Source organism: Pseudomonas sp. GD03862 (genome assembly GCF_029840855.1).
In the GTDB taxonomy this organism is placed as follows: domain Bacteria; phylum Pseudomonadota; class Gammaproteobacteria; order Pseudomonadales; family Pseudomonadaceae; genus Aquipseudomonas; species Aquipseudomonas alloputida.
In genome coordinates, this window is record NZ_JAOCDI010000014.1 from 10493 (window position 1) to 30544 (window position 20052).

Here is a 20052-nt window from a genome sequence, read left to right on the forward strand (position 1 = left end):
GCTCATCTACCTCAGTTTCAGGGTTGCAAGGCCAATCAGTACCAGGATCACGGTGATGATCCAGAATCGGACGATCACCCGGGGCTCTGGCCAGCCCTTGAGTTCAAAGTGGTGATGAATCGGCGCCATGCGGAACACGCGCTTGCCGGTCAGCTTGAAGGAGGCGACCTGGATCACCACCGACAGGGTTTCCACCACGAAGATGCCGCCCATGATGAACAGCACGATTTCCTGGCGCACGATGACGGCGATGGTGCCAAGCGCGGCGCCCAGTGCCAGCGCGCCGACGTCGCCCATGAACACTTGCGCCGGGTAAGTGTTGAACCACAGGAAGCCCAGGCCGGCACCGATCAGCGCGCCGCAGAACACGATCAGCTCGCCCGAGCCCGGCACGTAGGGGATCAGCAGGTATTCGGCGAACTTCACGTTACCCGACAGGTAGCAGAAGATGCCCAGCGCGCCGCCGACCATCACCGTCGGCATGATTGCCAGGCCGTCAAGGCCATCGGTGAGGTTGACCGCGTTGCTCGAGCCGACAATGACGAAGTAGGTCAGTACGACGAAGCCGACGCCCAGCGGAATGGTGACATCCTTGATGAACGGCAGGATCAGCGTGGTCTCGACGCTGGTGGGCGCCGTCTTGTACAGGAACACCGCCGCCGCCAGGCCGAACACCGACTGCCAGAAGTACTTCCAGCGGCTCGGAAGGCCACGCGAGTTCTTTTCGATCACCTTGCGGTAGTCATCGACCCAGCCGATGGCACCGAACGCCAGGGTGACGATCAGCACAACCCATACATAGCGGTTGCTCAGGTCGGCCCACAGCAAGGTGCTGACGGCGATAGCCGACAGGATCAGCGCCCCACCCATGGTCGGGGTGCCGGACTTGGACAGGTGCGATTGCGGGCCGTCGTTACGCACGGCCTGGCCGATCTGGCGAATTTGCAGGGTACGGATCATCCAGGGGCCCAGCCACAGCGCCAGGGACAACGCGGTCAGTACACCAAGAATCCCGCGCAGGGACAGGTACTGAAAGACCGCGAAGCCTTTGTGGAACTGTTGCAGATACTCGGCCAACAGCAGCAGCATTAATGTTTCTCCCCGCTGGCACCGCACAATGCCGCCACGACGTTTTCCATCGCAGCGCTGCGCGAGCCCTTGATCAAGATAGTGGTGTCACTGGCATTCTCGGCGCTAACCGCATCGATCAGCTCAGCTTGAGTAGCGAAATGGCGGCCATTGGCGCCGAACGCCTTGACCGCATGTGTCATGTTGGAACCCACTGCGTACAGGGCGTCGACCTTGCCACGCGCGTAGTCACCCACCTGACGGTGGCCTTCTTCCGCCCATTGCCCCAATTCGCCGATATCCCCAAGCACCAGAACGGTGCGTCCGGAAAAGCCGGCGAGTATATCAATGGCTGCGCACATAGAGGTGGGATTTGCGTTGTAACTGTCGTCGATTACCCGTACCCCGTTCGGCGCGATCTGCGCCACGGTGCGCCCCTTGACCGGCTGCACCGCCGCCAGGCCGGCGGCGATGCCGCTCAGGCTCAGACCAACGGCATGTGCAGCGGCGGCGGCGGCCAGGGCATTGCTGACGTTGTGTTCACCCAGCACATTGAGTTGCACGGCTACCGTTTCACCGGCGCCATGCAGGGTGAAGGACGGGCAGCCACGGGCATCGCGACCAATGTCTGACGCGTGGAAATCGGCCTTCGGGTTGCTGCGTGCGAAACTGACGACCTTGTGCGCACCGGCACGCACCTTCCAGATGTCAAAGGCTTTGTCGTCCAGGTTGAGGATGGCAATACCGCCCTGGCCCAGGCCTTCGAGAATCTCGCCCTTGGCTTCGACGATCTTGTCCGGGCCGCCGAATTCACCAACGTGGGCAGTACCGGCGTTGTTGATGATGACAACCTGCGGTTGCGTCAGGCCTACGGTGTAGCGGATTTCGCCAATGCGCGAGGCGCCCAGCTCGATCACTGCCGCGCTGTGCTCCGGTGCGATCTCCAGCAGTGTCAGCGGTGCACCGAGGTCATTGTTCAAGTTGCCGCGGGTGGCGTGCACCAGGCCACGGGTACGCAGGATGCTGGCGAGCATTTCCTTGACCGTGGTCTTGCCGCTGGAACCGGTAATGGCCACTACAGGCTTGTCGAAAGCGGCGCGGTTCAATGCACCGAGCTGGCCGAGGGCCAGGCGGCAATCGGCCACCTGCAACTGCGGCAGGTCGACATCGGCTACTTCACGCTCGACCAGGGCGGCTACTGCGCCTTTGGCTTTCACGTCTGCCAGGTAGTCATGGCCATCGAAACGCGGGCCGGCCAGGGCGACGAAAAGTTGCCCGGCGCTGACACTGCGGCTATCGATGCTGACGCCGGTGAACGTGGCGTCGTCACCGATGTGTTGACCCTTCAGTGCTGTGGTCAGCTGGCTGAGTGACAGCGGCTTAAGCATGTGGAGCCTCCCAGGCTGCAAGTGCCTTTTCGGCTTCGGTCAAATCGGAGAAATCATGGCGCTCGCCATTGATCTCCTGGTAATCCTCGTGCCCCTTGCCGGCCAGCACGATCACATCGTTGGCAGCAGCGGTGGCAATCAGGTGCGCGATGGCTTCGCCACGGCCGGCGACGAACTCGACGTCGTCAGGCCTGGTGAAACCGGGGCGGATATCATCGAAGATGCGCAACGGATCTTCAGTACGCGGGTTGTCGTCGGTGACCAGTACGCGGTCAGCCAGGCGCTCGGCCACTTCGGCCATCAGCGGGCGCTTGCCGCGATCACGGTCACCGCCGCAGCCGAACAGGCACAACAGCTTGCCGTGAGCGTGCGGGCGCAGGGCCTCGAGTACTTTTTCAAGTGCATCCGGCGTGTGCGCGTAGTCGACCACCACCAGCGGCTTGTCGCCGCCACCCAGGCGCTGCATGCGGCCTACCGGCCCCTGCAGTTGCGGCGTGACCCTGAGGATCTCGTCCAGCGCATAGTCCAGCGCCAGCAGGGTCGCCACAGCGGCAAGCATGTTGCTCAGGTTGAAGCGGCCCAGCAGTTGGCTGCGCAAGATACGCTCACCTTGGGCGGTGACGAGGGTGGCGCGCACGCCATCGTCACTGAATACGGCTTCGCGGCAGAACAGCGAGGCTTCAGGGTTTTCCAGGCTGTAGCTCAGCAGCCGGGTTTCGATATGGTCGACACTCGGGCGACGCGCGAAGTCGGCCGCCAGACGACGACCAAAGTCGTCATCCAGGTTGACCACCTGGCAACGCAGGCTCGGCCAGGCGAACAGCTTGGCCTTGGCGGCCTCATAGGCTTCCATGCTGCCGTGATAGTCGAGGTGGTCGCGGGACAGGTTGGTCATCACCGCGATGTCGAATTCCAGTGCGGCAACCCGGCCTTGCTCCAGGGCATGGGAAGACACTTCCATGGCCACGGCCTTGGCGCCGCCTTTCTTGAGGTCGTTGAGGGTCGATTGCACGGCAATCGGGTCCGGCGTGGTCAGGCGGCCGCTCTGCAACTCGCCGTAGAAACCGGTACCCAGGGTGCCAATCAGGCCGCAGCGCTGGCCAAGCAGGTCGAGCGCCTGGGCGACCAGTTGGGTAACACTTGTCTTGCCGTTGGTGCCGGTCACGCCGACCAGATTCAACTGGCGGCTCGGTTCACCGTAGAAGCGCCCGGCGATATCTGACAGCTGAGCGATCAGGCCTTTGACCGGAATCAGGGGCACATCGGTCAGCGGCAGCACGTTGGCGCCCTGCTCTTCATAGGCCACGGCAGCAGCACCACGGGCCAGGGCATCGGCGATATGCTCACGGCCATCGACCTTGGCACCCGGCACCGCCAGGAACAAGTCACCCGGGCGCACACTACGGCTGTCCAGGGTCAGCTCACGAATCAACGGATCACGGCTGGCATGGGCGAAAAGTTTGCTTAATGGCATTGTCATCATCCACGCCCTCCCTTGGCGGCTGCTGCATTGACTTGTGATGGCACGGCTGGTGCCGGTGGCGGCAGGTTGTCTGGCGGCACGTTCATCAGGCGCAGGGTGCCGGACATGACGTTGCTGAATACAGGCGCCGAAACCAGGCCACCGAAGTAACCACCCTTTCTTGGCTCGTCGATGACCACGACGATGGCGTAGCGCGGGTCACTCATTGGCCCGAAGCCGGCAAACAGCGAGCGGTAGGCGTTTTCGGTGTACCCCTTGGCACCCACGGTGGCCTTACGCGCGGTGCCGGACTTGCCGGCCACGTGATAGAACGGCACCTGGGCTCGGAAGACGCCACGCGGCGCTTCGATCACCTGCTGCAGCATGCCCTGAACGGTTTCGGCGACTTCCTTCGGAATGGCCTGCACGGCTTCCGGCGTCTTGTCGACCTTGATGATCGACAGCGGCACCATCTTGCCGTCGTTGGCCAGCGCCGCGTAGGCATGCACCAGCTGCAGGGCGGTCACCGATACGCCGTAGCCATAGGACAGGGTGGCGGTCTCGGCCTTGCGCCACTCACGGTGGTTGGGCAGGTTGCCGACACGTTCGCCCGGGAAGCCAAGGCCGGTGTACTGACCCAGGCCGACCTGGGACATGACCCGGTAGATGGCCTCGCCGCCGATGTCGAAGGCGATCTTGCTCATGCCAACGTTACTGGAGTTGATCAGGATGCCGGTCAGATCAAGTATCGGGCCCTCGCTGCGCGACACGTCCTTGATGGTGTAGCGGCCGATCTGCAGGCTGCCGGGGTACACCTCGACCTTGTCGGTCGGCTTCCAGCGGCCGCTCTGCAGCGCCGCACTCATGGAGATCGGCTTGACCGTGGAGCCCGGCTCGAACACGTCGATGATCGCCCGGTTACGCATGGCCGCCGGGAACATGCTACGGCGGTTGTTGGGGTTGTAGGTCGGCTGGTTGACCATGGCCAGGACCTCACCGGTCTTGACGTCCATGATCACCAGGCTGCCGGCCTTGGCGTCCTGCTCGGCAATGGCGTTGCGCAACTCGCGGGTAGCCAGGTACTGCAGGCGCAGGTCTATCGACAACGCCAAGGTCTTCCCGGCCTTGGCGTTCTTGGTTACCTGAATGTCCTTGATCAGCCGACCGCGCCGGTCCTTGATCACCTGGCGCTTGCCGGGCACGCCGGCCAGCCACTCTTCATAGGCCAGCTCCACCCCTTCACGACCGTGGTCGTCGAGGTCGGTAAAGCCGACCATGTGCGCAGTCACATCACCGGCCGGATAGAAGCGGCGGAATTCTTCCAGTCCGTACACACCAGGCACTTTGAGGTCGAGCACGTGCTGGCCCTGCTCGGGGGTCAGCCCCCGGACCAGGTAGATGAACTCTTTGTTGGCCTGCTGGGTCAGGCGCTCGATCAACTGCTGCGGGTTTTGCCCCAGCGCAGCGGCCAATTGCGGCCAGCGCTCCTTGGAGGCCTGCATCTCTTTGGGGTTGGCCCACAACGTGGTGACCGGGGTACTCACGGCCAACGGCTCACCGTTGCGGTCGGTGATCAAGCCGCGGTGCGCCGGGATGGGGATGTGACGCAGGCTGCGTGCATCGCCCTGGCCCTTGAGGAAGTCACGGTCAACCACCTGGAGGTCGATGATGCGCCAGCAAATGGCGCCGACCATGATCGCCAGCAAGCCGATCACTACGCGGAAGCGCCACGGGTAGAGTGCGCCTTCGAGCTTCATCATGGCGCCACCATCCGGACTTCGTCAGCTGACGGCACGCGCATCTTCAACTGCTCGGAGGCCAGGCTCTCGATGCGGCTGGCAGCGGTCCAGGTACTCTGCTCAAGAATCAGCCGGCCCCATTCGGCTTGAGCCTTGTCGCGCTCGTTCAATTCACCGTACAGGGTGTTGAGCAGTTGACGGTTCCAGTGCGCACTGTAGGACACGGCAATGGCCGAAACCAGCACGCCGACGAACAGCAAAAGCATCAGGAAGCTTCCGCCTGGCAAGGGTTTGGCAAGTAGCCTGCTCACCGCAGCTTCTCCGCCACGCGCATCACGGCGCTACGCGACCGCGGGTTGGCCTTGAGCTCGGCCTCGGAGGCGAACTGAGCCTTGCCGATCAGCTTGATTTTCGGCTCGAAGGCCTTGTGCTGAACCGGCAGGTTACGCGGCAGGTTGTCGGCCTCACCCTTCACCAGCTTGCGCATGAACAGTTTGACGATCCGGTCTTCCAGCGAGTGGAAGCTGATGACCGCCAGGCGACCACCGACTTCGAGCGCATCGAGCGCAGCCTCAAGGCCAGCCTCCAGGTCACCCAGCTCGTTGTTGACGTGAATGCGAAGGCCTTGGAAGGCTCGGGTAGCCGGGTTCTTGCCCTTTTCCCATGCCGGGTTGGCCACTTTGAGCACCTCCGCCAGGTCGGCGGTACGGGTGAAGGGCTGCTTCTCACGACGCTCGACCACTGCACGCGCCATTCGCCCGGCAAAGCGTTCCTCGCCGTACTCCTTGAAGACGCGGGCGATTTCTTCCACAGGCGCAGTGGCGATGAACTCAGCGGCACTGATGCCCTGGTCCGGGTTCATGCGCATGTCCAGCGGGCCATCATTGAGGAAGCTGAAGCCACGCTCCGGGTCATCCAGCTGCGGCGAGGACACGCCCAGGTCCAGCAACACACCACTGACCTTGCCGTGCAGGCCGCGTGCTGCCACTTCTGCACCCAGCTCGGCAAAACTGCGCTGCACAATGACAAAGCGGCCGTCTTCGGCCGCCAGCGCTTGCCCCGTGGCAATCGCTTGTGGATCTTTGTCGAAGCCCAAGAGCCGCCCTTGCGGCCCGAGCTTGCTGAGAATCAGACGGCTGTGTCCGCCCCGGCCGAAAGTACCGTCCAGATAGCAACCGTCGGCGCGCAGGGCCAATGCCTCGACAGCTTCATCGAGCAGGACGGTAATGTGGTTGAAGCCGCTATCTATGGTCACAGGATCAGGTCACGCAATTCGTCGGGCATGGCGCCCGGTTGTTGAATAGCTGCAAGGTCAGCTGCCGAAACCGCGTTCCAGGCATCTTCATCCCACAGCTGGAATTTGTTCAGTTGCCCCACCAGCATCGCCTTCTTGTCGAGCTTGGCGTACTCACGCAGGCGGGGCGGCACCAGGAAACGCCCACTGCCATCGAGCTCCAGGTCAACCGCATTACCAATCAGCAAACGCTGGAGGCGGCGGTTTTCCTCACGCAACGATGGCAAGGCACGCAACTTGGCTTCTATCTGTTCCCACTCATCGAGGGGATAAACACACAAGCAGGGGTCTACGGCGTCAATGGTCACGATCAGTTGGCCATTGCAACGTGAGTCGAGCTCGTCACGGTACCGACTCGGCATGGCGAGACGGCCCTTGGCATCGAGGCTGACGGCGTTGGCTCCGCGGAACACGGCTGTGATTCCCCACAATGTTAGCTTTTTTGTGTCAGAAAACCCACTTCATCCCACTTTCTGCCACTTGCGCACACTATAGGAATCCGCCCGCAGCACCGTCAAGGCACGTTCATAAGGAAAAGCCTTACAGGACCGAGATTTAGCGCAACAAGGGAATGTGGAAGGACTGCCAGAGAGAAAAAAACACGAGAAAAATCAAACCCACGCAAGCGAATGGAGTTCGAAGTTAAAGTAATTTATTAAGAGTAAGATTTTTTCGGTATTACCAGAGAGGATCTGCTATCGATTCAAGCAGGGAAAGAAAGGTGGAGAGTCGATCTGTAAGCCGGGTTTTGTCGAGGACAGTCATTCCTCTACGACGGCCATCACTGGACGCCTCTAGCAACCTACCCGGTTCCGACGCGGGCCACGCCTGATGGAACCCTATTTGGTCTTGCTCCGAGTGGGGTTTACCTAGCCACGAACTGTTGCCAGCCGTGCGGTGCGCTCTTACCGCACCTTTTCACCCTTACCGGCACCGAAGTGCTTAGGCGGTTATTTTCTGTGGCACTTTCCGTAGGCTCACGCCTCCCAGGCGTTACCTGGCACTCCGCCCTGTGGAGCCCGGACTTTCCTCCCCCTGCTGCTCACACAACAAAAAGTTGCGGAACAAAAACAGGCAGCGACTGTCCGATCGACTCTCCGCCGCCAAGGTTACCGACACGCGGGCGCAAGAACAAGCGCTAACGGCATTTATATCAAACTGCCACTATTCGGCTTTCTGCTTTTCAAGGGCCTGTTGATACAACAGGTTCTTGCGCACCCCGGTAATTTCCGCTGCAAGCGCCGCCGCCCGCTTCAGTGGCAACTCAGCCAATAGCAGATCGAGCACGCGCTGTGCTTCGGCACTGATGGCCTGCTCGCCCTCCGGCGCACTCCAGCCGCCGACCAGCACCACGCATTCACCACGCTGCTGATTGCTGTCGCCGGCTACGAAGGCGCGCAACTCGGCCAGCGGCAAGCCCTTCAGGGTCTCGAAGGTCTTGGTCAGTTCGCGCGCCAGCAACGCCGGACGATCGCCACCAAATACCGCCTCCATGTCTTCAAGGCATTCCAGGATTCGATGCGGGGCTTCGTAGAAGATCAACGTGCGCGGCTCTTCCCTCACCTGCTCCAGGCGCGCCCGGCGCCCTGCCTGCTTGGCCGGCAGGAAGCCTTCGAAGATGAAGCGATCCGACGGCAGACCTGCCGCCGAAAGCGCGGCGATCAAGGCACAGGCGCCCGGCACCGGCACCACGCTCACCCCCGCGGCCCGCGCCTGACGCACCAGGTGATAGCCCGGGTCGGAAATCAGAGGCGTGCCGGCATCGGAGACCAGCGCCACATTTTCACCCGCCAGCAGTTTGGAGAGGAAACGCCCGCCCTCGTCACGCTCGTTGTGCTCATGACAAGCGGCCAACGGCGTATCGATGCCAAAGTGTTGCAGCAGGCGGATCGAATGACGGGTGTCTTCGGCCGCGATCAGCGCCACGTCCGCCAGCACCTTCAGCGCCCGGGCGCTCATGTCGTCAAGGTTGCCGATGGGGGTTGCCACCACATACAGCGTCCCCACCGTGGATTTCGAAGCCCCTGCCACATCAGTCACTGCGCACACCTGTCATTCGGATCAAAGGCGCCATTGTAGCCCGAGCGCCTGCAACAGGGCGCAAAGAACTTCGCCGGCGATCAGGAACACGCCACCTATAGTGAAGGATCGACACAGCAACATCGCGCCCCGGCCAGTGCTTGGGTACAATTGCCGGCCAACTTGATCGAGTAACAGGACCTTTACATGATCGCTTGCCTGCGGCTGCTCACAGCCCTCTGCCTCGCCGCCCTGCTGGCAGCCTGCGCCAGCTCGCCCTCATCCAGCCTGGGCGAACTGCCACGCACCCCGGATGCCAGCATCGAGCAACTGCTCGAAAAGGCCGCTTCCAGCAAGTCTGCGGAAGACGCCGCCCTGCTGCGCCTGAGCGCGGCCGACCTGGCCTACAAGCAGAAGGACTTCCCACGCGCCGCACGCATTCTCGAGCAGGTCCCGCTGGACACGCTCAAGCCGGCCCAGCAAGTGTTCGCCAGCACCCTCGCGGCGGAACTGGCCATGAGCCGCAACCAGCCCAAAGCAGCGCTGACCGCCCTGGCCCACCCGAGCCTGCAGCGCCTTGCCGAGCTGCCGACAGAACAGCAAGTGCGCACCTACAGCGTGCACGCCGCCGCGCTCGAAGCCGACGGCCAGGCCCTGGCTGCCGCACAGCAGCGCACTCTCCTGGCCCCGCTGCTTGGCGGCCAGGCCGCCAGCACCAACAATGACGCCATCTGGGCCTTGGTCGCCTCGCTGCCTGCAGAGCAACTGCAGCAGCCAACCAACGATCAGACCCTGGCTGGCTGGACCAGCCTGGCCTTCGCCGTGAAAAGCGCCGGCACCCTGGAGCAGCAGCAAGCGGCCATCGAAGCCTGGGTCAAACAGCACCCGGACCACCCTGCCGCCCAGCAACTGCCGCTGGCCCTGACCAAGCTCAAGGAGCTGGCCAGCCAGCCGCTGACCAAGATCGCCCTGCTGCTGCCTCAGGAAGGCCCGCTGGCCGGTGTAGCCCGCGCCCTGCGCGATGGCTTCATGGCCGCCCACTTCCAGGCCCAGCAAAGCGGCCAGCCAGCGCCTGCGGTGCAGGTGTTCGACAGCTCACGCATCGGCTCGCTGGGCGACTTCTATCGCCAGGCGCAAGCCGCCGGCGTGCAACTGGTCATCGGCCCGCTTGAAAAGCCATTGGTCAAACAACTGGCCGCCAAACCACAGCTGCCGATCACCACACTGGCCCTGAACTACGCCGACGCTGGCCAGAAGGCGCCGCCACAACTGTTCCAGTTCGGCCTGGCTGCCGAGGACGAAGCCCGCGAAGTGGCCCGCCGCGCCCGCGCCGATGGCATGGTCCGCGCCGTTGCCCTGGTGCCGAGCGGCGAATGGGGTGACCGTGTCCTGGCCGCCTTCCGCCAGGACTGGGAAGGCAATGGCGGAACCCTGCTCGCCGCCGAGCGCATCGCCCAGCCGGTCGCCCTGGCCCAGCAAATTGCCGACCTGTTCCAGCTGCGCCAGAGCGAAGGCCGCGCCAAGAGCCTGCAAAGCACAGTGGGCGGCAGCATCGCTGCACAACCGTCGCGCCGCCAGGACATCGACTTCATCTTCCTCGCCTCGACCCCACAACAGGCGCAACAGATCAAGCCGACCCTGAACTTCCAGTACGCCGGTGACGTGCCGGTCTATGCCACCTCGAACCTGTACAGCGCCAGCGGTGACGTCAACCAGTACAATGACATGAACGGCATCCGCTTCTGCGAAACACCGTGGCTGCTCGACACCAGCAACAGCCTGCGTCAACAGGTTGTACAGCAGTGGCCGCAAGCCGCTGGCAGCCTCGGCCGCCTGTATGCCATGGGCGTCGATGCCTACAGCCTGGCGCCGCGCCTGGGCCAACTGAAAGCGCTACCGGACAACCGCGTCCTTGGCCTTTCGGGCAGCCTGAGCATCAATGCCAACCAGCGCGTCGAACGCCAGCTGCCTTGGGCCGAGTTTAGCGGCGGCCAGGTCAAGCGCCTGCCTGACACCGTGCGTTGATGGCCGCAGCATCGCCTACCCGTGCCGGGCAAGCGGCAGAAACCCAAGCCCTTGAGTACCTTCAGGGGCAAGGGCTGCAGTTGCTGGCACGCAACTGGCGATGCAAAGGCGGTGAGCTTGATCTGGTCATGCTCGACGCCGATACAGTAGTATTCGTCGAAGTCCGCTACCGGTTGCACGCGGGCTTCGGAGGCGCCCTCGACAGTATCGACGGGCGCAAGCAGAAACGGTTGGTGCTTGCCGCCAGCCTGTTTCTGCAAAAGGAGGCCCACTGGGGCAACTACCCCTGCCGCTTCGACGTGGTCGCCCTGCAGGGTAGCCACCATGCAGGCAGACCGCTTCAATGGCTGAAAAACGCCTTCGAATGCTGAACCCACTTCGTTTTTTTTGCTCTATGTATCGCGGGCTGGTCGTTGTTGCGCGTAGCAAAGGCCACCGCCCCATTTAAGGTCACCAGATGGACATGCAATCCCGAATTCGCCGGCTGTTCGAGGCCAGCATCGAAACCAAGCAACAGGCAATGGACATCCTGGCACCGCACATCGAGCAGGCCAGCCTGGTCATGGTCAATGCGCTGCTCAACGAGGGCAAGATGCTCGCCTGCGGCAACGGCGGCTCGGCCGGCGATGCCCAGCACTTTTCATCGGAGCTGCTCAACCGCTTCGAGCGCGAGCGCCCCAGCCTGCCAGCTATCGCGCTGACCACCGACAGCTCGACCCTGACCTCGATCGCCAACGACTACAGCTACAACGAAGTCTTTTCCAAGCAGATCCGCGCCCTGGGCCAGCCCGGTGACGTTCTGCTGGCGATCTCTACCAGCGGCAATTCGGCCAACGTGATCCAGGCCATCCAGGCCGCACATGACCGTGAAATGATTGTCGTAGCATTGACGGGTCGCGACGGCGGCGGCATGGCTTCGCTGCTGCTGCCCGAGGACGTGGAAATCCGCGTGCCTTCGACAGTTACCGCGCGTATCCAGGAAGTCCACCTGCTGGCGATCCACTGCCTGTGCGATCTGATCGACAGCCAACTGTTCGGGAGTGAAGAATGACCCCTATGCGCCTCGGCCTGATGGCCCTGACCCTGTGCCTGAGCGTCACTGGTTGCAGCTCGGTACTCACCTCTACCCGCAATTCGCCGATCGAGGACGATCGCGGCACGCGCACCATCGGCAGCAAGATCGACGACTCGCTGATCGAGACCAAGGCCGCCGTGAACATTTCCAAAGCCAACCCAGACCTGGACAAGGGCTCGCACATCGTTGTCAGCAGCTACAACGGCATCGTCCTGCTGGCCGGGCAGACCCCGCGCGCCGACCTCAAGAGCCTCGCGGAGCAAACCGCCAGCCAGGTCCAGCGGGTCAAGAAAGTACACAACGAGCTGCAAGTGATGCAGCCCTCCTCCATTCTGGCGCGCAACAACGACGCCTGGCTGACCACCAAGATCAAGACCCAGATGCTGACCGACAGCGCCGTGCCCAGCTCGCGCATCAAGGTGATTACCGAAAACGGCATCGTCTACCTGCTGGGCCTGGTCACCCGTCAAGAAGCCAACTCGGCCACTGCCGTGGTGCAGGGCGTGTCGGGCGTGCAGAAGATCGTCAAGCTGTTCGAGTACATCGATTGACTCAGTGATTGCCTGGACAGGCCAAACAAAAAAGGCGATCCATCCGGATCGCCTTTTTTTGTTACTTGACCACTTTCAGGCTTGGCCGGCCAGTCGGACGCGGCGGCTGCCCTCCATCGTCTGGCGGGCCATCGTCATCCGGCTGCACATCATCGTCTTCCAGCTCGTCGCCATCCATCGAAGACGGCTCCAGCTCGAAGACCATACCCTGGCCATTTTCGCGGGCGTAGATACCCAGGATTGCACCAACCGGCACGAACAGCGAGTGAGCCACGCCACTGAAGCGGCCCTCGAAGCTGACTGCATCATTGTCCATGTGCAGGCTACGCACGGCACTTGGCGAGATATTCAAGACGATCTGGCCATCACTGGCGAAACCATCCGGCACCTGAACTTTCGGGAATTCGGCATTGACCAGCATATGGGGCGTGCAATCGTTGTCGACGATCCACTCGTACAGTGCTCGAACCAGATAGGGGCGACTGGAGTTCATCAACGGCTCCTTAAAGCTTGCGCATTTCACGTTCTACGGAGGACAGGCTCGCCTGGAAAGGCTCGCGGGCGAACTGGCGCTCCATGTAATCCAGCAGCGGCTTGGCTTGCCGCGGCAATTCGATACCCAACACCGGCAAACGCCAGAGTATGGGCAATAGACAGCAATCGACCAGGCTTTGCTCATCACTCATGAAGCAGGCGAACTCGCTGAACAACGGCGAGACCCCGGTCAGGCTTTCGCGCAAGGCCTTGCGCGCTTCGGTTCGGGCAGCTTCACTGCTACGCGGGTCAAGCACGGTATCGGCCAAGGCACACCAGTCGCGCTGGATGCGGTGCATCAGCAGACGGCTGCTGCCACGCGCTACCGGGTATACCGGCATCAGCGGCGGGTGCGGGTAACGCTCCTCGAGGTATTCCATCACCACGGTCGATTCATACAACGCCAGGTCACGATCGACCAAGGTCGGCACACTGCCATAAGGGTTGACCTCGGCCAGCTTCGGCGGCAGGCGGGCGGGATCGACATCGATCAACTGCACGCTGACGCCCTTCTCGGCCAGAACCAGGCGCACCCGATGAGAATAGTGATCAGCGGGATCGGAATAGCAGGCTAACCTGTTGGTTGCGCCCATGTAGCGGCTCCTCGCACGGATGCTTGTGCAACTTTAAATGAAAACGCGCCCGGGGTGGCCTGGCAATACTGCTAGGCCACCCCGGGCGCGTTCAACAACCAGAAACTACTGCGTGATCAGTGCACGTCCTTCCAGTATTCACGCTTGAGCAAGTAGGCGAATACGAAGAAGAAAGCCAGATACAGCAACACATAGGTGCCGATGCGCTGGCTTTCCAGTTTGACTGGGTTGGCCGAATAGGCCAGGAAGGTCACAAGGTTCTTGACCTTCTCGTCGAACTGCTCGGCCGTCAGGGTACCGGAATTCGGCGTAATGGTCAGCTGATCGCAAGCTTCATGGGTCAACGGGCTGCCGGTCAACGGGTCGAATTGCTTCTTGCCATCGACCACCGTCTGCACCTGCTTGCAACCCACCACCTGGTTACCTTGCAGACCCACCAGCACGTTAGGCATGCCGACGTTCGGGAATACCTTGTTGTTCACCCCATAAGGGCGGGATGGGTCCTCATAGAAACTGCGCAGGTAGGTGTAAAGCCAATCGGTACCGCGCACGCGGGCGACCAGTGTCAGGTCGGGCGGCGCAGCACCGAACCAGGTCTTGGCGTCGCTGGGCTTCATGCCGATCTGCATGTGGTCACCGATCTTGGCACCTGTGAACACCAGCTTCTCGAGCATCAGTTCATGCGGGATACCCAGGTCGTCAGCCACCCGCTCGTAGCGCTGGAACTTGGCACTGTGGCAACCCATGCAATAGTTGGCGAAGGTACGCGCGCCGTCCTGCATGGCGGCCTTGTCAGTCAGGTCGATATCGACCTTGTCCAGCTCCAGGCCATGTTCGGCAGCGAAGGAAAAGGCGGGCATCACTGCCAGCAAAAATACTGCAATCAACTTTTTCATCAGCCAGTCACCCTTTCCGGAACCGGTTTGGTCTTCTCGAGCCTTGTGTAGAACGGCATCAGCAGGAAGTAGGCGAAGTACAGCACCGTGCATACCTGCGACAGCAAAGTACGCCCAGGTGTCGGTGCCAGTACGCCCAGCACGCCGAGGATGACGAAGGACACGCAGAACACCAGCAGGAAGACCTTGCTGATCCAGCCCTTGTAACGCATGGAACGCACCGGACTGCGGTCGAGCCAAGGCAGTACGAACAGCACGGCGATGGCCGCTCCCATGGCAATGACGCCCATCAGTTTGTCAGGCACCGCACGCAGGATTGCGTAGAACGGTGTGAAGTACCACACCGGCGCGATGTGCTCTGGAGTCTTGAAGGCGTTGGCCTGCTCGAAGTTAGGTTTCTCCAGGAAATAACCGCCCATTTCAGGGAAGAAGAACACCACGGCGCAGAACACGAACAGGAACACCACCACGCCGACAATGTCTTTGACGGTGTAGTACGGGTGGAACGGAATACCATCCAACGGAATACCGTTTTCGTCCTTTTTCTTCTTGATGTCGACGCCATCAGGGTTGTTCGAACCCACTTCGTGCAAGGCGAGGATGTGCAATACCACCAGGCCGAGAATCACGATTGGCAGGGCAACCACATGCAGGGCGAAGAAGCGGTTCAGGGTGATGCCCGAGATCAGGTAGTCACCACGGATCCACTGGGTAAGGTCATCACCGATCACCGGGATGGCACCGAACAGCGAGATGATCACCTGGGCGCCCCAGTACGACATCTGCCCCCATGGCAGCAAGTAGCCCATGAACGCTTCAGCCATCAGCGCCAGATAGATCAGCATGCCGAACAGCCAGACCAGCTCGCGTGGCTTCTGGTAGGAGCCATAGAGCAGGCCGCGGAACATGTGCAGGTAGACCACGATGAAGAACGCTGACGCCCCCGTGGAGTGCAGGTAGCGCAGGATCCAGCCGTATTCCACGTCACGCATGATGTACTCGACCGAGGCGAACGCCTCTTCCGCCGAGGGCGTGAAGCTCATGGTCAGCCACACGCCGGTCACGATCTGGTTGACCAGCACCAGCAATGCCAGGGAGCCGAAGAAGTACAGGAAGTTGAAGTTCTTGGGTGCGTAATACTTGCTGAGGTGGTCTTCCCACATCTTGGTGGCGGGGAAGCGAGCATCAATCCAGTCCATGAACTTGCTCATCATGCGTTCTCCTGGTCGACGCCAATGACGATGATCTCGTCCGACTCATAAGAGTGCGGTGGCACGGGCAGGTTGAGAGGCGCCGGCTGGGACTTGTAGACACGACCAGCCAGGTCATAGTGAGAGCCGTGGCACGGGCAGAAGTAACCACCCACCCATTTCGGCCCAAGGTCGGCGGGCGCCACTTCTGGCCGGAAGGTGGGCGAGCAGCCCAGGTGCGTGCACAGGCCGACGAGAATGAGAATTTCCGGCTTGATCGAGCGAACCTCAGGGTCGACGTACGCTGGCTGTACCGAGGCCTTGGACTCGGGGTCGGACAGGTCACCCGTGATTTTTTTCAGATTGCCAAGGATTTCCTCCGTTCGCCGCACGATGAATACGGGCTGGCCACGCCACTCGGCCACCATCTGCTGCCCTGCCTCGACCTTGGCGATGTTGACCTTCACCGGTGCACCCGCGGCTTTCGCCTTGGCACTGGGAAACCATGACCCCACGAACGGTACCGCAGCCCCCACTGCCCCCGCCGCCCCGACCACGGATGTCGCGGCTACGAGGAAGCGGCGCCGGCCTGCGTTGACGCCGTCATTGCTCATTCAGTCCTCTCCCATCAGCTTGCTTGGCCAGTTGGACCTGGCCTGTACTTAGGTTGTGTCAATGGCACTAAAAATTGGCCGCCATGGTAAGAAACAAATCCACACACTGACAAGGTGATTACCCCGGCAAGGGCGACAACCCACGCTTTGCTTGATCTACGTCTATGCGACAAGCGGCCACTGACTGCTGACAGGTTAGTTCAAGGCTAAAAAAAAAGCCCGGTTCCAAGGAACCGGGCTTTTTTCGACTGCCGAAGCGGTATTAACGCTTGGAGTACTGAGGACGCTTACGCGCTTTACGCAGACCCACTTTCTTACGCTCAACTTCACGAGCGTCGCGGGTGACGTAGCCAGCACGACGCAGAGCGCCACGCAGGGTTTCGTCGTATTCCATCAGAGCGCGGGTGATACCGTGACGGATCGCACCGGCCTGACCGCTGACACCACCACCGGAAACGGTGACGTAGATGTCGAATTTCTCAACGGATTCAGTCAGCTCGAGCGGCTGGCGAACAACCATGCGAGCGGTTTCGCGACCGAAGAACACGTCCAGAGAACGGTTGTTGATGGAAATGTTACCAGTACCCGGACGCAGGAATACGCGAGCGGTTGCGGTCTTGCGACGGCCAGTGCCGTAATTTTGAGTCGCCGACATAATGAACTATCCCGTTAGATCTTCAGTTCTTGAGGCTGCTGAGCAGTGTGAGGGTGAGCAGCACCCGCGTACACTTTCAGCTTGCGGTACATGTCGCGACCCAGCGGGTTCTTAGGCAGCATGCCTTTGACCGCAGTTTCGATAACACGCTCAGGGGCCTTGGCGATCAACTTCTCGAAGTTGATTTCCTTGATACCGCCTGGGAAACCGGAGTGGGAGTAGTACATTTTGTCGGAAGACTTGGCACCAGTCACACGAACCTGCTCGGCGTTGATAACGACGATGTAGTCGCCGGTGTCAACGTGAGGGGTGTATTCTGGTTTGTGTTTGCCACGCAGACGGGTAGCGATTTCGGTAGCCAGACGACCCAGGGTCTGGCCAGCGGCGTCGACTACGAACCACTCGCGCTTTACTGTTTCCGGTTTAGCAGTAAAAGTTTTCATTCTCTAAAGCCTCAGAGGCCGCCCAGCGAAAAATAGACGGCGAATCTTACTGGATAGTGCACAGCTTGCCAAGGGCAAGCGCGCAGCCGAACACAGACGCTTTTGGGGGCTCGGGTCGGGCACGCCAATGTTCGACGGGGTTCTTCCTGCGTGATGGTGCATCACTTCCGCCACGCGGAGAGGGGCTGAATTATCCAGATTGCGCGAAAAATTTCAACCTGCTTTGATTGGCTTCTATCGCCAAGGAGTGAATAACCGATGGAATACCGCCTGCTCGGCCGTACCGACCTCAACGTCAGCGCCCTGTGCCTGGGCACCATGACCTGGGGCGAGCAGAACATCCAGGCCGAGGCCTACGAACAGATTGCCCGGGCCAAGGCTGCCGGGGTCAACTTCATCGACACCGCCGAGATGTACCCGGTCCCTCCCCGCCCGGAGACCTACGCGGCCACCGAGCGCATCATCGGCAACTGGTTCCGTGACCATGGCGACCGCGACGCGTGGATCCTGGCCAGCAAGGTGGCAGGCCCGGGCAACGGCATCAGCCATATCCGTGACGGGCAGCTCAAGCACAACCGTCAGCACATCGTCGCGGCGCTGGACGATAGCCTCAAGCGCCTGCAGACCGACCGCATCGACCTGTACCAGTTGCACTGGCCAGAGCGCAGCACCAACTTCTTCGGCAAGCTGGGCTACCAGCACCTGCCACAGGATCACTTCACCCCACTGGAAGAAACCCTCCAGGTGCTCGACGAGCAGGTACGTGCGGGCAAGATCCGCCACATCGGCCTGTCCAACGAAACGCCGTGGGGCACCATGAAATTCCTGCAGCTGGCCGAGAGCCGGGGCTGGCCACGGGCGGTATCGATCCAGAACCCGTACAACCTGCTCAACCGCAGCTTCGAGGTGGGCCTGGCAGAAGTGGCCATACGCGAGCAATGTGGCCTGCTGGCCTATTCGCCGCTGGCCTTCGGCATGCTCTCGGGCAAGTACGAGAACGGCGCACGGCCAGACAATGCACGCCTGACCCTGTTCAGCCGCTTTGCCCGTTACTCCAACCCACAGACCGTGGCGGCCTGTAGCCGCTACGTGCAGTTGGCCCGCGAGCACGGCCTGGACCCGGCGCAAATGGCCCTGGCGTTCGTCACCCGACAGCCGTTCGTGACCAGCAACATCATTGGCGCCACCAGCCTGCAGCAACTGGACAGCAACCTGGCCAGCCTTGAACTGAACCTGAGCGCCGATCTGCTGACAGCGATCGAAGCCATTCATCAGGAGCAGCCCAACCCGGCGCCTTGAGCCAAACACTGCGCCCCGCTTCGCGCCGCTGTTACATGGGGTAGACACAATCGCCAAAAAATAAGACGATCCAGCCGGTGATTGACCACTCTACCCTATAAGAACAATGACAATGATGTTTACCCAACCCTCAGCGTCGCTGCGGCGCGTCAGCATCCTGGCCATTGACAAGGTGTTCGCTTCGACCTTGATGCAGGCCAAGGACTTCTTCCACCTCGCCAGCCTGCGCTACAGCAAGCAGCTGGGCCTGGGCTTGCAGCCCATGTTCGAAATCCGCCTGGTGAGCCCCGACAGCCAGCCCGTGGACAGCTTCAGCAATGTGCAGTTACCGGTTGACGGCGGCCTGGACGACGCTGATGTGATCATCCTCCCTGCCTACTGGGATGATTTCGACAACCTGCTGCAACGTTACCCACAGGTGCTGCCGTGGCTGCGTGAACAGCACGCGCGTGGCGCGGTGCTGTGCGCCGAGGCCAGTGGTGTGTTCTGGCTGGCCGAATCCGGCCTGCTCGATGGCAAGGAGGCGACCACCTACTGGCGCTTCTTCAACAGCTTTGCCGAACGCTTCCCGCAGATCCGCCTGAACCAGGACAAGCACCTGACCGATGCCGACAATATCTATTGCGCCGGCGGTGCAACCTCGGCCTGCGACCTGTACATCTACCTGATCGAACGCTTCTGCGGTGCCAACGTGGCCCGTGCGGTGTCCCGCGACATCCTCTACGAAGTGCAACGCAACTACACCCCGGGGCGCATGGGCTTTGGCGGACAGAAGCTGCACCAGGACCTGATCATCCTGCAGATCCAGCACTGGCTGGAGGAACACTTCGCCGACAAGTTCCGCTTCGAGGATGTGGCCCGCAACCACGGCATGAGCATCCGCAACTTCATGCGCCGCTTCCAGGGCGCAACGGGTGACAAGCCGCTGCATTACCTGCAACGGTTACGCATCGAGACAGCCAAGGGGTTGTTGTCGAGTACGCGCAAGAGCATCAAGACCATCAGTTACGAGGTGGGCTATGACGATGCCAGTTTCTTTGCGCGGCTGTTCCGCCAGCATACCGAGTTGTCGCCGAACCAGTATCGGCAGCAGTTCATGCAGGAAGCCTGAAAGGCTTCCGGTGCGGCAGGTTTCGAGCTTCAAGCGACGAGGAAAAACCAGAGCGGATCGCGCATTGCCCTGAATTTTCCTTGCCGCCTGAAGCTT

At 61.4% G+C, this 20052-nt stretch carries 21 protein-coding genes and 1 other RNA gene; 6 read left to right on the top strand and 16 right to left on the bottom strand.

Features of this window, described 5'->3' with window-relative positions; genetic code table 11:
• Window positions 1-6: 6 nt before the first annotated feature.
• From mraY to rsmI, 9 genes are all read right to left on the bottom strand, one after another.
• Complete coding sequence (gene mraY, locus N5D53_RS11545) at window positions 7-1089, bottom strand: phospho-N-acetylmuramoyl-pentapeptide-transferase (protein ID WP_003251852.1); 1083 nt, start codon at window positions 1087-1089, stop codon at window positions 7-9.
• A complete protein-coding gene (murF, locus tag N5D53_RS11550) occupies window positions 1089-2456 on the bottom strand; it encodes a UDP-N-acetylmuramoyl-tripeptide--D-alanyl-D-alanine ligase (protein ID WP_190870006.1) in 1368 nt (455 codons plus the stop codon). Before murF ends, mraY begins: the two co-directional genes overlap by 1 nt.
• Complete coding sequence (locus N5D53_RS11555; protein WP_190870005.1) at window positions 2449-3936, bottom strand: UDP-N-acetylmuramoyl-L-alanyl-D-glutamate--2,6-diaminopimelate ligase; 1488 nt, start codon at window positions 3934-3936, stop codon at window positions 2449-2451. The genes murF and N5D53_RS11555 overlap by 8 nt, the downstream gene beginning before the upstream one ends.
• Entirely contained in the window at window positions 3936-5675 is a 1740-nt protein-coding gene (locus N5D53_RS11560) for a penicillin-binding protein 2 (protein WP_279840362.1), read from the bottom strand. The genes N5D53_RS11555 and N5D53_RS11560 overlap by 1 nt, the downstream gene beginning before the upstream one ends.
• Window positions 5675-5968 carry a cell division protein FtsL gene (ftsL, locus tag N5D53_RS11565; protein ID WP_003251845.1) on the bottom strand — a complete coding sequence of 98 codons (294 nt, stop codon included), beginning with the start codon at window positions 5966-5968 and terminating at the stop codon, window positions 5675-5677. The genes N5D53_RS11560 and ftsL overlap by 1 nt, the downstream gene beginning before the upstream one ends.
• Window positions 5965-6906 carry a 16S rRNA (cytosine(1402)-N(4))-methyltransferase RsmH gene (gene rsmH, locus N5D53_RS11570; RefSeq protein WP_172830962.1) on the bottom strand — a complete coding sequence of 314 codons (942 nt, stop codon included), beginning with the start codon at window positions 6904-6906 and terminating at the stop codon, window positions 5965-5967. Before rsmH ends, ftsL begins: the two co-directional genes overlap by 4 nt.
• A gap of 2 nt (window positions 6907-6908) precedes the next feature.
• Window positions 6909-7364 (bottom strand): division/cell wall cluster transcriptional repressor MraZ, encoded by a 456-nt coding sequence (gene mraZ / locus N5D53_RS11575; protein WP_004575120.1) that lies wholly within the window; start codon window positions 7362-7364, stop codon window positions 6909-6911.
• Between the two features lie 308 nt (window positions 7365-7672).
• An RNA gene (gene rnpB / locus N5D53_RS11580) (RNase P RNA component class A) lies at window positions 7673-8048 on the bottom strand.
• A 67-nt stretch (window positions 8049-8115) separates the two neighbouring features.
• A complete protein-coding gene (gene rsmI / locus N5D53_RS11585; RefSeq protein WP_190870004.1) occupies window positions 8116-8991 on the bottom strand; it encodes a 16S rRNA (cytidine(1402)-2'-O)-methyltransferase in 876 nt (291 codons plus the stop codon).
• Window positions 8992-9177: 186 nt separating this feature from the next.
• Between rsmI and N5D53_RS11590 the strand changes: the two genes are divergently transcribed.
• The 4 genes from N5D53_RS11590 (at window position 9178) to N5D53_RS11605 (ending at window position 12621) form a co-directional block, all read left to right on the top strand.
• Window positions 9178-10995 carry a penicillin-binding protein activator gene (locus N5D53_RS11590; protein WP_190870003.1) on the top strand — a complete coding sequence of 606 codons (1818 nt, stop codon included), beginning with the start codon at window positions 9178-9180 and terminating at the stop codon, window positions 10993-10995.
• Window positions 10995-11366 (top strand): YraN family protein, encoded by a 372-nt coding sequence (locus tag N5D53_RS11595; protein ID WP_003251836.1) that lies wholly within the window; start codon window positions 10995-10997, stop codon window positions 11364-11366. Before N5D53_RS11590 ends, N5D53_RS11595 begins: the two co-directional genes overlap by 1 nt.
• Before the next feature lie 86 nt (window positions 11367-11452).
• Entirely contained in the window at window positions 11453-12046 is a 594-nt protein-coding gene (locus N5D53_RS11600; protein WP_012053657.1) for a phosphoheptose isomerase, read from the top strand.
• Entirely contained in the window at window positions 12043-12621 is a 579-nt protein-coding gene (locus N5D53_RS11605; protein WP_019439045.1) for a BON domain-containing protein, read from the top strand. The genes N5D53_RS11600 and N5D53_RS11605 overlap by 4 nt, the downstream gene beginning before the upstream one ends.
• A 61-nt stretch (window positions 12622-12682) precedes the next feature.
• Here N5D53_RS11605 and N5D53_RS11610 read toward each other — a convergent pair whose 3' ends face one another.
• From N5D53_RS11610 to rplM, 7 genes are all read right to left on the bottom strand, one after another.
• On the bottom strand, window positions 12683-13114 hold the full coding sequence (locus N5D53_RS11610; protein ID WP_003251830.1) for a ClpXP protease specificity-enhancing factor: 432 nt from the start codon (window positions 13112-13114) through the stop codon (window positions 12683-12685).
• A gap of 10 nt (window positions 13115-13124) precedes the next feature.
• Window positions 13125-13748, bottom strand: a complete 624-nt coding sequence (locus tag N5D53_RS11615) for a glutathione S-transferase N-terminal domain-containing protein (protein WP_190870002.1) — start codon at window positions 13746-13748, stop codon at window positions 13125-13127.
• Window positions 13749-13864: 116 nt separating this feature from the next.
• Window positions 13865-14644: a cytochrome c1 gene (locus N5D53_RS11620; protein ID WP_010952439.1), complete on the bottom strand. Its 780-nt coding sequence runs from the start codon at window positions 14642-14644 to the stop codon at window positions 13865-13867.
• A complete protein-coding gene (locus N5D53_RS11625) occupies window positions 14644-15855 on the bottom strand; it encodes a cytochrome bc complex cytochrome b subunit (RefSeq protein WP_010952438.1) in 1212 nt (403 codons plus the stop codon). Before N5D53_RS11625 ends, N5D53_RS11620 begins: the two co-directional genes overlap by 1 nt.
• Window positions 15855-16448, bottom strand: coding sequence for a ubiquinol-cytochrome c reductase iron-sulfur subunit (petA, locus tag N5D53_RS11630; RefSeq protein WP_003251823.1), 594 nt, complete (start codon window positions 16446-16448; stop codon window positions 15855-15857). The genes N5D53_RS11625 and petA overlap by 1 nt, the downstream gene beginning before the upstream one ends.
• Window positions 16449-16710: 262 nt before the next feature.
• A complete protein-coding gene (rpsI, locus tag N5D53_RS11635; RefSeq protein WP_003251821.1) occupies window positions 16711-17103 on the bottom strand; it encodes a 30S ribosomal protein S9 in 393 nt (130 codons plus the stop codon).
• A gap of 14 nt (window positions 17104-17117) precedes the next feature.
• On the bottom strand, window positions 17118-17546 hold the full coding sequence (gene rplM / locus N5D53_RS11640) for a 50S ribosomal protein L13 (RefSeq protein ID WP_003251819.1): 429 nt from the start codon (window positions 17544-17546) through the stop codon (window positions 17118-17120).
• 258 nt (window positions 17547-17804) lie between these two features.
• Here rplM and N5D53_RS11645 point away from each other — a divergent pair, with 258 nt between their 5' ends.
• Together N5D53_RS11645 and N5D53_RS11650 are read left to right on the top strand one after the other, a co-directional pair.
• Window positions 17805-18845, top strand: a complete 1041-nt coding sequence (locus N5D53_RS11645) for an NADP(H)-dependent aldo-keto reductase (RefSeq protein WP_279840330.1) — start codon at window positions 17805-17807, stop codon at window positions 18843-18845.
• A 190-nt stretch (window positions 18846-19035) separates the two neighbouring features.
• Window positions 19036-19956 (top strand): GlxA family transcriptional regulator, encoded by a 921-nt coding sequence (locus N5D53_RS11650; RefSeq protein WP_172402841.1) that lies wholly within the window; start codon window positions 19036-19038, stop codon window positions 19954-19956.
• Window positions 19957-20052: the final 96 nt, after the last annotated feature.

Bases quoted from the DNA above. Each gene is read 5' to 3' on its own strand.
- N5D53_RS11600 (WP_012053657.1), top strand. From the start codon at position 11,453: ATGGACATGCAATCCCGAATTCGCCGGCTGTTCGAGGCCAGCATCGAA.
- N5D53_RS11625 (WP_010952438.1), bottom strand. From the start codon at position 15,855: ATGAGCAAGTTCATGGACTGGATTGATGCTCGCTTCCCCGCCACCAAG.
- N5D53_RS11615 (WP_190870002.1), bottom strand. From the start codon at position 13,748: ATGGGCGCAACCAACAGGTTAGCCTGCTATTCCGATCCCGCTGATCAC.
- rplM (WP_003251819.1), bottom strand. From the start codon at position 17,546: ATGAAAACTTTTACTGCTAAACCGGAAACAGTAAAGCGCGAGTGGTTC.
- mraY (WP_003251852.1), bottom strand. From the start codon at position 1,089: ATGCTGCTGCTGTTGGCCGAGTATCTGCAACAGTTCCACAAAGGCTTC.
- N5D53_RS11590 (WP_190870003.1), top strand. From the start codon at position 9,178: ATGATCGCTTGCCTGCGGCTGCTCACAGCCCTCTGCCTCGCCGCCCTG.
- murF (WP_190870006.1), bottom strand. From the start codon at position 2,456: ATGCTTAAGCCGCTGTCACTCAGCCAGCTGACCACAGCACTGAAGGGT.
- N5D53_RS11605 (WP_019439045.1), top strand. From the start codon at position 12,043: ATGACCCCTATGCGCCTCGGCCTGATGGCCCTGACCCTGTGCCTGAGC.
- N5D53_RS11555 (WP_190870005.1), bottom strand. From the start codon at position 3,936: ATGACAATGCCATTAAGCAAACTTTTCGCCCATGCCAGCCGTGATCCG.
- rpsI (WP_003251821.1), bottom strand. From the start codon at position 17,103: ATGTCGGCGACTCAAAATTACGGCACTGGCCGTCGCAAGACCGCAACC.
- N5D53_RS11595 (WP_003251836.1), top strand. From the start codon at position 10,995: ATGGCCGCAGCATCGCCTACCCGTGCCGGGCAAGCGGCAGAAACCCAA.
- N5D53_RS11645 (WP_279840330.1), top strand. From the start codon at position 17,805: ATGGAATACCGCCTGCTCGGCCGTACCGACCTCAACGTCAGCGCCCTG.
- N5D53_RS11610 (WP_003251830.1), bottom strand. From the start codon at position 13,114: ATGAACTCCAGTCGCCCCTATCTGGTTCGAGCACTGTACGAGTGGATC.
- petA (WP_003251823.1), bottom strand. From the start codon at position 16,448: ATGAGCAATGACGGCGTCAACGCAGGCCGGCGCCGCTTCCTCGTAGCC.
- N5D53_RS11620 (WP_010952439.1), bottom strand. From the start codon at position 14,644: ATGAAAAAGTTGATTGCAGTATTTTTGCTGGCAGTGATGCCCGCCTTT.
- N5D53_RS11560 (WP_279840362.1), bottom strand. From the start codon at position 5,675: ATGAAGCTCGAAGGCGCACTCTACCCGTGGCGCTTCCGCGTAGTGATC.
- N5D53_RS11650 (WP_172402841.1), top strand. From the start codon at position 19,036: ATGCAGGCCAAGGACTTCTTCCACCTCGCCAGCCTGCGCTACAGCAAG.